Here is a 16,265-nt window from a genome sequence, read left to right on the forward strand (position 1 = left end):
AGCCATTGCAGGCATCCACATTTTTGTGGAATCAGACTGCAGCAGGGACGTACAGCTGGAATGATGGAGGCAACTGGAACGTCCCCCCGGGCTTTCCCAACGCGATTGATGATATTGCGAATCTGACCACGAGCATCAGTGGCGCCCAGACCATCAATTTGAATCAGCAGACCACCATTGGGACGCTTAACATTGGTGACAGCAGCGGCAGCAACAATGCGATCACTGTGGCTGCGGGAACGAGCGGTGCATTGGTATTCGATGTGAGCTCGGGTTCAGCCACCATTAACAAGACTGGCAACGGACTGGATGTCATTTCGGCCAGCTCGGTGTTCAATGACACGCTGGCCATCTCCAATAGTGCCACCACAGGCACACTGACCATCTCAGGAGTGTTGCGCTCGGCATTCGCGGGCCTTACACTGAGTAGCACGGGCACGGTGACGACGGGATCGATCGACATCTCTGGGGTCATTGGAACGGTCGGAGGGCTGACAAAAAATGATGCCGGAACGGCCCGAATCTCAGGCGCCAACACTTATGCCGGTACGACGACGGTCAACGGTGGCACACTGATCTTAAATGGAACGACCGCGCTTCCAGTGCGCAGCGCGGTGACCATCGCCAGCGGGGCCAAACTGGACGTGCAGCAGGCCCTGACCATGGGGTCGCTGAGTGGTGCAGGGGCTTTGGACAATAGTTCGGGCACCAGCCGAGTTATCACCATCGGACGTGATGACACCAGCACGACGTTTTCGGGCACGATTTCTCCAGCGACGACGGCCCGGGTGGCGATCACCAAAATCGGCGCGGGTATCCTCACATTTTCACCTTCGGTGAGCAGCACCTTCACCGGTGCCACCATTATCAACGGCGGCGGCATTGTGCTTGATTTCAGCAACATGGCGACCACCAGCATGTGGGGCTCTACTGCACCGACCATCGCGGGGGGAACGCTGACTGTGAAAGGGAAAAGCGGACTCGCTGTGGCTCAGACACTGGGGAATTTCACCCTGGGAGCCACCGGCGGTTCCATCATCATGGACGCCAACGGCAGCACCTCCGGCACCACCCTCACCCTGGGTACCTTTACGGCGAGCACTTCCGGCAGTGCGTTGCTGGTGCAGGCACCTGCCAATACCACAGTAAAAGTCACAACCACGAACGTGACCAACAACATTTACGGTGCAGGCAGGGCGGTTTTCACCGATGGTGCCGGCAACTACAACTGGCTTAGCAATACGGGTGGTTCGACGCCTTTCACCCTGAGTGGTCTGGGCACTGGTGTGGGCTCCACCCCGACGTATACGGGAGCGCTTCCAGCGACGGGTGGCACCACGACTGCAAACTACACTCTCAGCGGCGGTCTGACTTTGACGGGGGCCTCCACTCCAGGAACGGTTAAAATCACCGCCACCGGAGCAGGGCAGATTTTGGACTTGAGCTCTTTTGGCATGACGGTGAACCAGTCGGGTGTGCTCGTTACCGGCACCGACGCCTACTCCATCAACGGAACCACGGGCACCCTGGCGTCTGCAGGTTCCGCTGATTTGATCATTCATCAGTACAATTCAGGGGGGCTCACGATCAACGCCGGTATTTCAGGGACGGGTGCACTGGTCAAGGCAGGCACAGGAGTTTTGACCTTGGGCAGCACCAATGCCAATACCTTTACCGGCGCCATTTTTGTTGATGCCGGCACCCTGAGCTTTAACAACGTGACCGCTGCGGGTGCCGGCAGCCTTGGCAATGGTTCCACCACTGCTGTGACATTGCGCGATGGTGCCACTTTGCAGTACACGGGTGCAACGGGCACCATCAGCGGAGCCGCCGCTACGGCGGGTGCGCACACCTTTGTGCTTCAAGGGGGCAATGCGAACATCGACGTCACCTCTGCCGCCACCGTCCTGACTTTGAGCGGTGTCATCAGTGGCGCGGGCGGACTGACAAAACTCGGCGCGGGCACTTTGGTCACGGGTGTTGCGGAAACATATACCGGCCAGACGATCGTTGCCGCAGGCACCCTCAGGGCAGGCATTGCAACCGCCGCCTTCGGTTCTGCCAGCAGCCCGGTCACGCTCCTCGGCAGCAGCATCCTGGACATGACCACGCTCAGTCAGACAATCGGCGCCCTCAGCAGTTCCTCGGCCACGGCCGCGGTCAACAACATCACCACTGCGGCCACTCTCACGGTGGGAGGCAGCAATATTTCGACCACTTACGCGGGTACCTTCACCGGCGGGATTGCCAGCATTCTCACGAAGACGGGCACGGGCGTTTTGACCCTCTCCGGAACGACCAGCACGTGGACGGGCGGCACCAACATTCAGGGTGGCGCGATCCGATTTGGCGCAGACCAGGCTCTGAATGCAACCGGCACCGTAATCATCGCGTTCGGAAATGGCCTGCCGGCCATGCTGGATCTGAACGGGTTCAATTTTAGCTCTGGCGCCATCACTTTTGGTGGCACCAGCACCACCGCCACCGCGCAAGGTACGGTCAATGTCGGCACCGGCACCCTCACGCTTGGAGGCAATGTGACCTACACTTCGACAGGCAATCCGCTGGGTGCTTCGTTCATTGGCAGTGGCGCGGGCAATATACTGCTGAGCGCCGCGCGCACCTTTTCCGTTGGAGACAGCACCAGTGAGGCTGCGGTGGGCGAGTATGAGCTCTCGGTGTTTGTACCTGTGAACGGAGCGTTTGCTTTGACCAAATCTGGCGCGGGCAACCTGCTGCTGGCGGGGAACAACACGTTTGCCGGGCTCATCGTTCAAAGCACGGCCGCGGGCGGCACCCTGGCGCTGACGGGGGACAATTCAGGACTTACCGGCACCACCTCGGTCAACAGCGGCATTCTCCTGCTGGACTACACGACTTCAACAGCGGCCAAGATCAACAGTGCAGGAGCACTTTCGATGCTGGGCGGGAACCTGATGCTGACCGGCAACGGCGCGGCCGCTGTTTCCCAGGCAGTCGCCAGCACCACCTTGGCCGCCGGTGCTCAGGCAAGCATCACTTTAAACCCGGTTTCCGGCCAAGACCTGGCGCTGAACCTCGGCGCGATCACCCGCGCTGCAGGAGCGGGGTTGCTGCGTATTAATCTCGGCTCGGGCACCCAGAGCGCGACCAATGGAGTGATCACCTCCACCACCAACGATGCCACCACGGGGCTGGTCGGCACCGGGGGCGGCTGGCTGACGGTCACCAGCGGGGGCGTGACCTCGTTTGGCACGGTATCCGGCGGCAACATCGTCGCGGCCACCACCACCATTCAAGACAATGTGAACCTGTGGCAGGCTGCGCAGAACATTTCTGACTCCACCGGCTTTACAGGCACGCTGGACACGGAGACGAGCATCACCAGCCTGCGGTTCAACTCATCCAGCGCCTCGAACGTCACAATTTCCCCGGGCGGGGTGCTGAAAATCGACAGCGGCGGCATTCTGCAAACTTCAGGAACCGGGGTAACGACGATCAGCGGCGGACGCATTCTGGGCAACGTGGGCAACGAACTGGTCATCACCACGGACAACCTGTCCCAGCCGCTGGCCATTTCATCCAATTTCACAGGCGGCACGCTGGTGACCAAGGGTGGGGCGGGTACGCTGACACTGAACGGATACAACAATGCGACGGGTGCTTTCAGCGTGCTGGGTGGCACCGTGATCGCGAGCGGAGGATTTGCGGTGGGGGACACCCAGGCGCTGACTTTTTCAGCAACGGGCAATGCCGCTGTCTTCAGCCTGCCTGGTGGCAACACGGAAACCGTGGGCAATCTTACGGGGGGCAACACCGGTGCCAGTGGAGGCACGACGGTGGCGGTTGGAAGCGGCAGCACTCTGATCATCAATGAAACGTCAGCCACGACCTACTCGGGTGTCTTCTCGGTGGATGTGGCCGGCACTCTGGTAAAATCGGGTGGCTCCACGCTGACTTTTTCCGCCAATGGCGGCACTGGCTTTGCCGGAACGCTGCAGATCAATCAGGGCATCTTTTTGCTCAACGGCAACGTCACGCAGTTTTCGACGACGGTGCCGGCTGGCATCGTGCTGAACGGTGCCGGTGCATCGCTGCAGGTGAACAATGACCAGACGGGCGCCCTCAACCGCATTCCAGACGCGACGCCGGTCCTCTCCAGCAACACGGCGGGCGGACTGGGTGTTTACGCCACGCGCAACGGCGGCACCACCACCTCTCTTGAAACCCTGGGTGTGCTGACCTTGAATGCGGGGCAGAACACCCTCACAGGAGATGGCACCGCCGCCTCACGCATCGGTGGGGTGAGATTCAGCAATGCGACGGCGCCTCTCGTGCGCAACAACTTTGCCACTGCGCTCCTGCTGGCGAGGAACTTTGACACCGTTTCCACCCAGGGCGGCAGGATCGTTTTCAACTTGGATCCGGGGGGGGCCGTCGGTGGCGGCCTTCCTCTCACTGGAACGGGCGCCACCAACTACAGCATCTACCCCTATTTCATCGGCGAAAACACCACTGCCGCCCCCTCCGCCGCGACCAACGTGGGCAATTCATTTGTCACCTTCGTGGACGGTACGCTGGGAATGCGGCCTCTCAATATCACCACCGAATACGTGCTGGAAGCCGCTGGCTTCAACGCCCTCACCGGCGCGAACACGGACAACGTCCGCTTCACCACGGGTGCCACGCTCACTGGCAGCGCCTCGGCCATTAACTCCCTGGTGATCGATGCGGCGACGGGCCAGACGCTTACCGGTCCTGCCAGCGCTTTGCAGATCACGAGCGGCGCGTTCCTTTCCACGAATGCGGTGGCGAACACCATTGGCGGATTCACCGCCCTGACCACCGGCGGCACCACATCTCCCTACTATGCCTACGTGACGAATGCGACAGGCTCACTGACGGTGAACTCCCCGCTAACCACGGCCACGACGCTCGTGAAGTCGGGCGCGGGAACACTCGTGCTGGGCAGCGCCAGCAACGGATTCACCGATCTCTATTTCAACCTGGGACTGGTGCAGGCGGATGCGTTGAACAAGCTGGGCACGGGGTCGCTGAACTTTTACGGCGGCGGCCTGCAGTTCACCGGGGTTTATGATCCGTCCACCAAGACCATGACGATCGGGTCTGGTGGCGCCAATTTTGACACTCAGGCCAACAATATTTCATTCGCCAACGCCATCGGCAACGCTGGCGTGGGGGGGATCATCAAAACGGGTACGGGGACCCTCACACTGAACGCGGCGGCCGGCTTCTCCGGGACGACCACCGTCACTGCAGGCCGCCTGATCCTCGACGGCGGAGCGGGCCGCATTTCCACCACCGCCAATGTCACACTGGCCGCAGGGGCCGCGCTGCAGCTGGGCGGGACGACGGTGGCGGATCAGACCGTCTCTGAGCTCGTAGGGACAGCGACCTCCTCACTGGTGGGCGGCAACAGTTCGGTCTCCACTCTGACCGTCAATCAAAACACGAGCACAACGTATTCCGGCTTCATCGGTGGCGCGGGCACCAACGAGAACAACATCGCCATCGTCAAGACAGGGCTGGGTACGCTGACGCTCGGCGCAGTGGCCAGCACTTTCACCGGCGGGCTGACCATCAAGTCGGGATCCGTGGCCGGCGGCAACAATGCCGGTACTTTTGGTGGCGGCACCAACGTGATCACCCTCGGTGACACCACCGGCAGCGCCGACGCGAGCGTGGTCTTTACCAACACGGGCAACTACACGAATCCGGTCATCGTGGCGGCCGGCACCACCGGCAACGCGCTTACGATCATGGGCGGCGGCACCACGGGCGCTCCGAACATCGGTGGTCCCATCACCCTGGGCCACGACGTCATCATCGCCAAGCAAGGTACCACGGGCACCTTCACGCTGAGCGGCGGCATCACTGGCACGGGTAACATCGTCATCAGCAACCTCGGCACCACAGGCATCATCACTCTGACGACGAACGCGGTCAACAACGTCGGCTCCATCACCAACAGCGGCCTGGCTGCCGCCACCACCACCATCAGTGCGGACATCGGTGCCAACGTGACCAACATCACTCAGAGCAGCCCGACCTCGGCCATGGTCCTCAGCGGCGCGAACATTCTCTACACCGGCACCACAACGGTCAGCGCAGGTTCTCTGAGCGTCACCGGGTCCGCAGCTGCACCCCTTGTCACCACCGGGCTGGTCGTCGCAGGCGGCGCGACCTTCAACACCTTCAACACCGTGGGACAGGCGGTGAACCTCGGAGCCGGCCCGCTGAACCTGGGTGCAGGCACGGGCACGGCCACCCTCGGTCTCGACATTGGTGCCACGAACGACAGCTACACCACCTCAGGTGCGGCCACGACGGCCAACGCGGTCCGGTTCAACCTGAACGGCCTCACCGGACTCGGGGCCGGCACGTATACGCTGCTCTCTGCCGCCAGCGGCCTTGATTCCGCCACGTATTCAGTGGTTGGAACGACCGCCGGCATTCTCGCGGGAATGCAGGGTTTGACTCTCAACCTCGTCAGCAGCCCCACGCTTGTTCAACTGACGGCTGTTGCTGCGACCGGCGACTTCTACTGGAACGGTGGTGCAGGGAACACGAGCTGGCTCGGCCTGAACGGATTGAACACCAACTGGGCCACCAACCAGACAGGCACGCAGGGCACCATTGATGTCAATGGCACTCCGGCCGCTTCAAGCAGCGTCATTTTCAGCGCCGACGGCCTGACCGCCACCACGCTGAGCACGACGCTGGATGGCAAGTTCAACATCAAGGACCTCACGTTTAACAACGACGTCGGCACGGGTCCGCTGAGCGCCATCACGATTGCTGCCGGCACCGGCGGCACGCTGACTCTGACGCCAGCCTCGGCGGCCAATGGCATCAATATTCAAACGGGTGCTCCCGCAGCCGTCACCATTTCCGCACCGGTCGTTCTCGCTGCGTCTCAAACCTGGACTGTTGCCGATGCAACGACTGTTTTGAATGTGTCGGGAGGCGTCACTGGCAACGGGTTCTCCCTGACCAAGGCAGGGAACGGCATTCTGCAACTGACCACGGCCAATGCTTCGACCTACAATGGCGCGACCAACGTCAACGGCGGCATTCTTCGCGCAGGTTCCGCCACAGCCCTCAGTGCGAACTCGTCGGTGGTAGTCGGCGCGAGCGGCAAACTGCAGCTCAATGGCTTCAACAACACCGTTGGCTCCCTGGCGGGTGTTGCGGGTGCGATCGTTGAGAACGGCAGTGCGGCCACCGCCATCACTCTCACCGCAGGAGGCGACAACTCTTCGACTACTTTCCAGGGAACCTTGCAAAACGGAGCAGCTGCAAACCTCGCGTTCACAAAGACGGGCACAGGAACCCTGACGCTCACTGGGGCTGCAAATTATTCTGGCGCGACTATCGTGGCCGGGGGAACCTTGGTGGCAGGAGGCACATCGACCGCCACTGGAAACATCACTGTGGGCAACGGCACCGTGAATTCCGTGCTCAATGTGGTCAGTGGCGGCGCTTTGACGGGAGGCACCCTCACTGTCGGCACGGCGTTGAATTCCTTCGGAGCCGTGAACATCACAGGCGGTGATCTCACAATGGCCACGCCAGAAACCACGGACACAATCTCCTTTGGTGCGGCCAATGGTGGCTACGGAGCCTTCACGATGTCTGCCGGCAGCTTCTCCCAGTCTCGCTTCATGTTTGGCGGCACCAGCGCCACGACTGCGGCGGGTGGCATCGGCATCGGTCTTGTTTCGGGGGGCACGGTCAACACCAATGGTTACATCATTCTGGCTCGTGCCGGCGCATCCACAGGGGTCCTCACGCTGACCGGTGGTCTGATCAACCACACCAGCGCAAGTCAGAATGTAAACATCGGCTGGCAGGGGTCAGGACGCGCGGAGCTGAATGTCGCCGGGGGAACTCTGGATACCACGGGGCGCACGGTCAACTTTGGCGGCGGCACTTGGACTGGCACAGGCATTGCCAACCTGAACGCGGGTGTCCTGATCACGAACTCCGTGGTGAATACCTCGGGAACTTCCATCCTGAACTTTAACGGGGGCACTCTGAAGGCTGCCGTCGCCAGCACAACCTTCCTCCCAGCGCTGAACAGCGTTTACGTTAATGGTGCCTTCGGGAGCTTTGCGGGTGGAGCCGTTATTGATACCAGTGGATTCGGCGTCACCATCTCCGCGCCCTTGATCGCTCCCACAGGGAGTGGCGTTTCTGATCTTACCGTAGCGACACCGGGTGCTGGCTATGTCGGTGCGCCTTATGTGCAAATTACCGGAGATGGAACCGGTGCCACGGGATATGCAGTGGTGGATACCGACCCATTAAGCGCCACATTCGGCCAGGTCACCGGCATTGTCGTGACCAATCCGGGTGTCAACTACACGACCGCTACCGTCACGCTCGTAGGGGGCGGTGGTTCTGGAGCCACTGCAGGCTCGACCCTCGCTGCGAATACCTCTGGAGGTCTTACCAAACAGGGCGCCGGCACTCTGACCCTGTCTGGAGCGAACACCTACACCGGACTGACTTTGGTTAACGCCGGCACTCTTGCGCTCGGTGCCAGCAATACCATCGCCAGCACAGGTGCCCTCACGGTGAACGGCGGCACGTTTGATGTCACCACCTTTAGCAACACACTCGGCACCGTAACCCTGCAAAGTGGCACCCTTGCTGGCAGCACGGGTGTGCTGACTTCGACTGCCAACTATGAACTCCAGAGCGGCACGGTCAGCGGCATTCTTGGCGGCACCGTTGGAATAAACAAGACCACTGCAGGCACAGTTACCATCAGCAGTGCAAACACCTTCAGTGGCGCGGTGAACGTAAATGGAGGCACGCTCAACTTTTCCACGAGTGCCAATCTCGGTGATGCTTCCGCCAGTAACGTTTTGTCCGCCTCCGGAGGCACCCTGGCTTTCACGGGTGCAGGGGCGCTCGACCTTGGGGCGTCACGCGTTCTCAAAATTGGGTCCGGTGGAGCGACGCTGAGCACTCCCAGCACGACCGGCGTGCTCACCGTTTCCGCCGGCATTGATCCGACCAGCACCGGCAATCTTACCAAAACCGGTCCGGGCACGGTCATTATCGGGGGCAGCAATTCCTGGAACGGCGGGGCTCAAACAGTCTTCGTCAATGATGGTGTTTTGCGCGCAGGCTTTGGAACCTCTGGTATCGGCGCACTCAATGTGAGTGCGACGGGGACCATGGACTTCCGCAATGGTGCTGCTGAAGCCCTTACCATCGGCATTACCGCGGGTGCGCTTACTCTTGCTGGCGGATCACATCTCGGGTTCGAACTCGGCACCGCGAATATCAATCCGGCGCTTGCCTTGAACGATCAGATCATTATCGGTGCCGGCGGCACAGCAGTGACATCGGGTTCCATTACGCTGGATTTCTTCAATCTGGCTGGCTTCGGCGCAGGCACCTACAACCTCTTGAGCTCTGCCGGCGGCGGATTGTCTGGAGCGGTTTACTTGCTGGGCACGGCACCTGCTGGATTCAATTACACCATCAATGCCACCGATACGCTGGTCAGTCTTGGGGTGGTTTCCTATGTGCCGGTTTATTGGACCAACAGCCAGGGAACGAACTCATGGGCAACCATCAGTGTCGGACCTCTCACGAACTGGTCCACGGACGCCCCGGGAACAGTCAACTACACCACGACTCCTCAGTCCTCGGATACCGTGGTCTTCAGCGCCACCAGCGTCTCGGGAGCAGCAGTCTCGACCACTCTGGATGGAAACTACACCCTGGACGGTCTTCAGTTTGTCGCGGGCTCCGGAACGGTTGCTTCCACGACGATCGCCCAAGGGACCAGCGGTACGCTTACCCTCGCTCCCTCCAGCACTTCTGGAGGTATCCTCGTCGGTGCCAATGCAGGCGCTGCGATCATCAGTGCGCCGGTCGTGGCTGCAAACCAGCAGACTTGGAGTGTTGACGGCACCGGAGCCAATGGCTCGTCGTTAAACTTGTCTGGCAGTGTTGCTTTCAATGCCTCGGTCAACAAGACCGGAGCGGGCACGCTGACCCTCAGCGGCACCAATTCGGGCACCGGAGCTTTGACCCTCACCGGCGGCCGCCTCAATATCAACAGCAGCACCGCCATTGGTGCCGGCAATTTCACGATCGCTCCTGGCACGATCATTGACAATACCTCTGGCGGCACAGTCACTCTCACAACGAACAACACCCAGAATTGGAACGGTAGTTTCACCTTCACCGGAACCAATTCCCTCACATTCGGCAGCGGTAATATCATCCTGGGTCTCAATGCCACGATCACCACGGTGGCGAACACGCTGGCCACAGGCGGAGCGCTTTCAGACAGTGGCGGCAATCGTTCACTCACCAAGGCGGGTGCGGGCACGCTCAATGTGGGAGGAAATGTCTCCATTGGCGGCAGTCTTGCAGTCTCGGCCGGGTCCGCCTCATTCGGTGGCGCTACCAATTCCATTGGTGGATCGCTTACCGCAAGCGGCGCCTCATTTACCATGAACGGGAACTCCACCATTGGCAGTGGATTGGCGATTACTGCGGGAACTGCCACATTGAACGGCAACAATGGAATCACCGGATCGATCGATGTAAGCGGCGGCACGGTTACGATGAATGGTGCCAACACCGTCGGCGGATCGGTCAACGTGACCGGGGGTTCGCTCTCACTGGGCGGCGCCAATACCATCACAGGCGGTGCCAACGTTTCCACCGGCACGCTGATCCTCAACGCTGCCAACTCCATTGGTGGCGGTGTCACGGTGAATTCGGGCGTGCTGAATATCGGAAACGCAGGGGCGCTGGGTGCGAATACTTTGACCATCAATGGAGGCACCATTGACAACATCTCCGGCTCTCCGATGACCCTCAGTGGGAATAATCTGGAAACCTGGGGTGGCAGCTTTACCTTCACAGGCACCAAAGACATGAACCTCGGCACGGGTGCCATTACGCTGACGGCATCGCCCACCATTACGGTTTCTGCGAACACGTTGACACTCGGTGGAGTGATTGACGACGGTGGAAACACCTTTGGCATCACCAAGGCTGGAGCGGGCACCATGAGAATCGCTGCATCCAATGGCTATGATGGCGGAACCGTCATCAATCAGGGCGTGCTCATTCTTGATGTGGCACAGAATTTAGGCGCGATTACCAATGCGTTCACCTTCGGAGCGGCTGCGGGCAGCACGAACGTGGGCACGTTGACCCTAAATGGTGTGAGTTCCACTTTTGGAGGGCCATTTATAGCCCAGACCAACTCCGCTTCCGCAAACGTAATCAACATACCAGCCGGTCAGACCTTGCGTTTCAACAGCTCCTTTGCCGTCGGTTACAATTCTACGGGCAACTCCACCACGAAGCTCACTGCAACCGGAGGCGGCACGCTGTCCATCGGTGGCGTCGGTCAGCCCACGAATGCAGGCTTCACGGTGGGAGTCGGGGGCACCACCAATGTTAGCAATGCTGCAACGCTTGATCTCACTGGACTGGGTGTCTTCTTTGCCAATCTGGGCAGCGGCACCTTCCGTGTGGGGGATGGTACGAACGCCGGAGGCTCCGCTTCCGCGGGTTCCACGGTCATTTTGGCCCCGACGAGCACCATCATAGCCACCACGATCACTTCGGACTCCCCCGATAGTGGCGTCACTCAGGCCATCAAGCTTGGCAGCGGTGTGAACACGCTGAATGCCACCACCATTGAAATCGCCGGCTCCACGGGTGGAAGATCAAGCGGCACCCTCGACTTCAATACGGGTGCCGGCAGTTTGATTGTGCGCAACCTGGCAGGCACGGGTCGTGTCACCAACATCAACATCCAAAACGGTGCGACTGGCACGGGTGCCAGCCCTGCCGCAAACGTCAACCTGCTCGGACATTCGGCAGACATTCTCGCCACAACCATCACGATCGGTGGACGCAGCGCTGGCACCACGGGCAGTGGCACCGGCACTTTTTCCTTTGATACCGGGACGCTGGACGCCACCACGATCTCTCTTGCCTCCCGCACTGGCTCCTCGATCACGACAGGAAGTGTCACTGGCACTCTAAACATCGCTGGCGGCACCTCGACGATCACCACCCTGACAATGGGAACCAACTCGTCCAGTGCTTCCACCACAGGAGATTCCACCGCAAATGTGAACATCAGCGGTGGCACTAACGCCATTGGCACCATCACCATGGGCGTTAATACAGTCGCCGGCGCAACGGGCAACGGTAGTGACATCAACTCCACACTCACCATCACCGGTGGTACGACGACCGTGGCGACGGCCTTTTCCATGGGCCAGGAAAACTCAGCGAATAACGCCGCCACCACGGTGAACAATGCCACATCCGTCCTGAACATCAGCGCTGGATCCCTCACACTGCTGGGCACCACGAACCTCACCATGGCAGGCACCACTCTTGACGTCAATAATGCGGCTACGGGCACCATCAACATCACTGGGACCGGTTTGCTCAAAGTGGGAGGCAACATCACGTATGCCTTCTTCGCGGGCAGCACGGTTACCAATACGATCACGCTCAATGGTGGCACGCTCGACATGGATGGAGGCACCATTGGAGCGGCTGCTGCTCCGGTGATCTTCAACCTGCAGACCGGCACGCTTAAAAACCTCGCTGATTTCAATACTGGGACAGCTTTGGTCAAATCAACGGCTGGCACGCTGATCCTTGATGGCGTCAACACCTACGTGGGCGACACCACCTTTGCCGTGGGTGGTGGCACCATCCAGCTTGGGGCAACCAATGTTCTACCCGATGGCTCGGGCAAAGGTAATCTGGTCACGACGAACGGCCTCGTGAACATGAACGGCTTCAGTGACACCGTGAACGGACTCAGCGGCACCGGCACCGTGGACAATCTTGCCACCGGAACGACCAGCACGCTGACCGCAGGCGGGGGCAATGCCAGCAGCACTTTCAGCGGCCTGCTGCAAAACACCGGCAGCGGCGCGGTGCTGGCGCTCGGCAAGACAGGCACGGGAACGCTGATCTTGAATACGGCCAACACCTTCACCGGCGGCACCACGATCAGCAACGGGATTCTGCAGGTCGATAACGCCAACGCTCTTGGCTCTGGCTCCGTCACCTTCAATACTTCCGGCATCCGCCTTGTGATTAGCACGGGCCTGACCTTCGCCAATCCGATCGTCATCGGAGCCAACGCCGGCGTCGCGAGCCGCGGACTTGTGGAAGCGGGGACTGTGGCCGGAACCACCACGATCTCTAGTCCGATCACCATCACTGCCGGTGCCGCTTCGGGAGGCCATTTCGCTGCGCCAACGGCGGGTACGATCTTGAATCTCACCGGGGTCATCACTTCCTCGGTGCCTGTTGTACTGCGCCTCGGCACCGTGGTGCTCTCGGGAGGCGGGACGGGTTACACCGCTTTGACCAACAGCCAGGACACGACTGCCATCGGGATCAACAACGGCATCGCAACCACTGCCACGCTGACGATTGGCGGCAGTGCGGCGGGTACCTTCGACCTTGCCGGATTCAACCAGTCACTGGTCGGCATTGTCAAGGGGACTGGCGGCGCGACCATCGGAAACAGCTCGACCACCAGTGACTCCAATCTCACTGTTACCGGAACCTCAACCTACGGCGGTGTCATTCAAAACACCGTGGGCAGCGGCACCCAGAAGGTGAACCTCATCGTCAACGGAGGTGCGCTGACTCTCACTGGCGTCAATACCTACACTGGAACCACAACGGTCAGCAGCGGCACTCTCGCCCTGAGCGCCGCGGGGACTGCGGCTTCAACGCCGATCACGCTGGGGGGCAGCGGGTCCAACTTTGACATCAGTGGCGTCACCGCGACGACGGCCACCATCGCCTCACTGGCCGCTGGCGCTGGCGCCAGTGTGACGGAGGGCATCAAGACCCTCGTGACGGGTGGAGACAACAGCAGCACCACCTTTGGCGGTGTCATCAGCAGCACCGCCGGCGGGCTCACCAAACAGGGCACCGGCACCATGATCTTGACCGGCGTCAACACTTACATCGGTGCCACGACGATCAGCGCCGGCACCTTGCAGCTGGGGGATGGCACCAGCGGCAATGACGGCACGATCTCCAACAGCCTGAGCATCATTGACAATGCGGCCTTGGTTTACAACCGCTTTGGCACCTTCACCTACGGTGGTGTGATCAGCGGCAGTGGCACGGTGACGAAGACTGGGGCTGGCACCCAGGTTTTCACCGGCGCCAACACCTACAGCGGCACCACGACGATCAGCGCCGGCACTCTGCAGCTGGGGGATGGCACCGGCGGCAAGGACGGCACGATCTCGAACAGCCTGAGCGTCGTTGACGACTCGGCTCTGGTTTACAACATATTTGGCACGGCCACTTACGGCGGTGTGATCAGCGGCAGCGGCACTGTGACGAAGACGGGAGCTGGCACCCAGGTGCTCACCGGCACCAACACTTACATCGGTACCACGACGATCAGTGCCGGCACACTGCAGCTGGGCGATGGCACCAGCGGCAAGGACGGCACGATTGGTGGCAGCCAGAGCGTGGTCAACAATGGCGCCCTGGTTTACAACCGCTTTGGCACGGCCACCTACAGTGGTGTGATCAGCGGCAGCGGTACGGTGACGAAAACGGGAGCTGGAACCCAGGTGCTCACCGGCACCAACACCTACACTGGCACCACAACGATCAGTGCCGGCACCTTGCAGCTGGGGGATGGCACCAGCGGCAATGACGGAACGATTGGCGGCAGTCAGAGCGTGGTCAACAATGGCGCCTTGGTTTACAACCGCTTTGGCACAACCACCTACAGTGGCGTGATCAGCGGGAGCGGCACGGTGACCAAGACAGGCGCTGGTACCCAGGTGCTTACCGGAACCAACACGTACAGCGGTGGCACCACCGTTGCCGGCGGCACTCTTGAGGTCAGCAACACAGTCACTCTCCCAACTGATTCCGGCACGGGTTCCGGCAGCGTGTCCGTCATCAACGCGGGAAGCAAGCTTGCTGGATCGGGCAGCATCGGTGGTGGCACCAGCCTCGACAACGGCACCGTCCTCGCGCCGGGTACCGGCAATACTGATACAAGCAACCAAACGCTTGTCTTTACCGCCGTGACTAACACCCTCACGGTGAACGATGGAGCCAGGATCGAACTCAGCCTCACCACTCCCACGACCCAGGCTGCCGCAATCTATTACAATGGGACATATAACGATGGCGTGGGCGGCACGGCTTCCACGGCTCTTAGCTATCTGACGGGAATCGGCAGTTCATCCCTCTCGACCTGGAACAGCGCCACACCCGGCAATCATGACTTCATCAATCTTGGCGGAGGATCGCTCTCTCTTGGCACCGGAGCGGGCACCGTCACTCTGCTCAACAACGGCTACAGTGCTCATGCTCAAACAGGAGATGTCTTCAACCTCCTCGACTGGAACAGCTACAGCGGCAATTTCAATGCCAGCACCGATTTCTCTCTTCCCGATCTGAGCTCAATGGGCCTTCTCTGGGACACCAGCGCGTTCACCACCTACGGCATTGTGGTGGTGGTGCCTGAGCCTTCCCGTGCGTTGTTCCTCATGTTCGGCCTGCTCGGCCTCATGATCCGTCGTCGTCGTCGTTCTCAGGTCCTTTAATTCCTCATCAGCCCATGCTCGTGGCCGGAAGCTCTTTGATGGGGGTGACCGATCATGAGGATTGGAGCAACGGGAGATCGTGGGGAAGTGTCCACGTGTGACTGATGAATTTCGCCCTGAACGTAGCAGTCAGCCATCATCATAGAACTTCCCTTCTGGGGCAGGTTCAATGAGCCCCGGTGATCTCTGCGCTGCATTTCAGCCGAGGCATTTTTCGATGGAGATTGCCTTGGACGGGGGTGTGAGGAGGGGGGGACGAAAGTGATTTTTTCGGGGTCCTTTGTCACGAAAAACTTCCAACCGAATCTCCCGAGGACTAAGTGACGTCCTTATCGTCGGGGAAGCCACAGCAGACTCGTGGCCACCGCCTCAAAACAGCCAATTAACGAATTAAAGAGTCCCAGTGCAAGTCAGTGGGCGAGGCCGAAAGTGACAAGTCACCCAGATTGTCCGCACTTAAATAAAGAGGCGGCCGAGGTGTGCTTAAAGATACGCGATTAAGTCGGTAAGTGGTTATCCGCGCTGTCGCCTAAGTATCGATTTGTTCTTGTTCGAAATTATGCGGGACCCGCAAAATGACCGGATTACCCTGCCTGTCAGATCATTGATGGGCTGCTTCCCGGGCTTCCGGGAAGTGGGGAAAAAATCGAA

General features: G+C 60.2%; 1 protein-coding gene. It reads left to right on the forward strand.

All coding sequences use genetic code 11. From position 1 onward, the window contains the following. Positions 1–23 precede the first annotated feature (23 nt). Positions 24–15,614: an autotransporter-associated beta strand repeat-containing protein gene (locus ACILSR_RS15470; RefSeq protein WP_395750689.1), complete on the forward strand. Its 15,591-nt coding sequence runs from the start codon at positions 24–26 to the stop codon at positions 15,612–15,614. Positions 15,615–16,265 lie beyond the last annotated feature (651 nt).

It is taken from the genome of Prosthecobacter sp. (assembly GCF_044222565.1).
Lineage (GTDB): Bacteria > Verrucomicrobiota > Verrucomicrobiia > Verrucomicrobiales > Verrucomicrobiaceae > Prosthecobacter.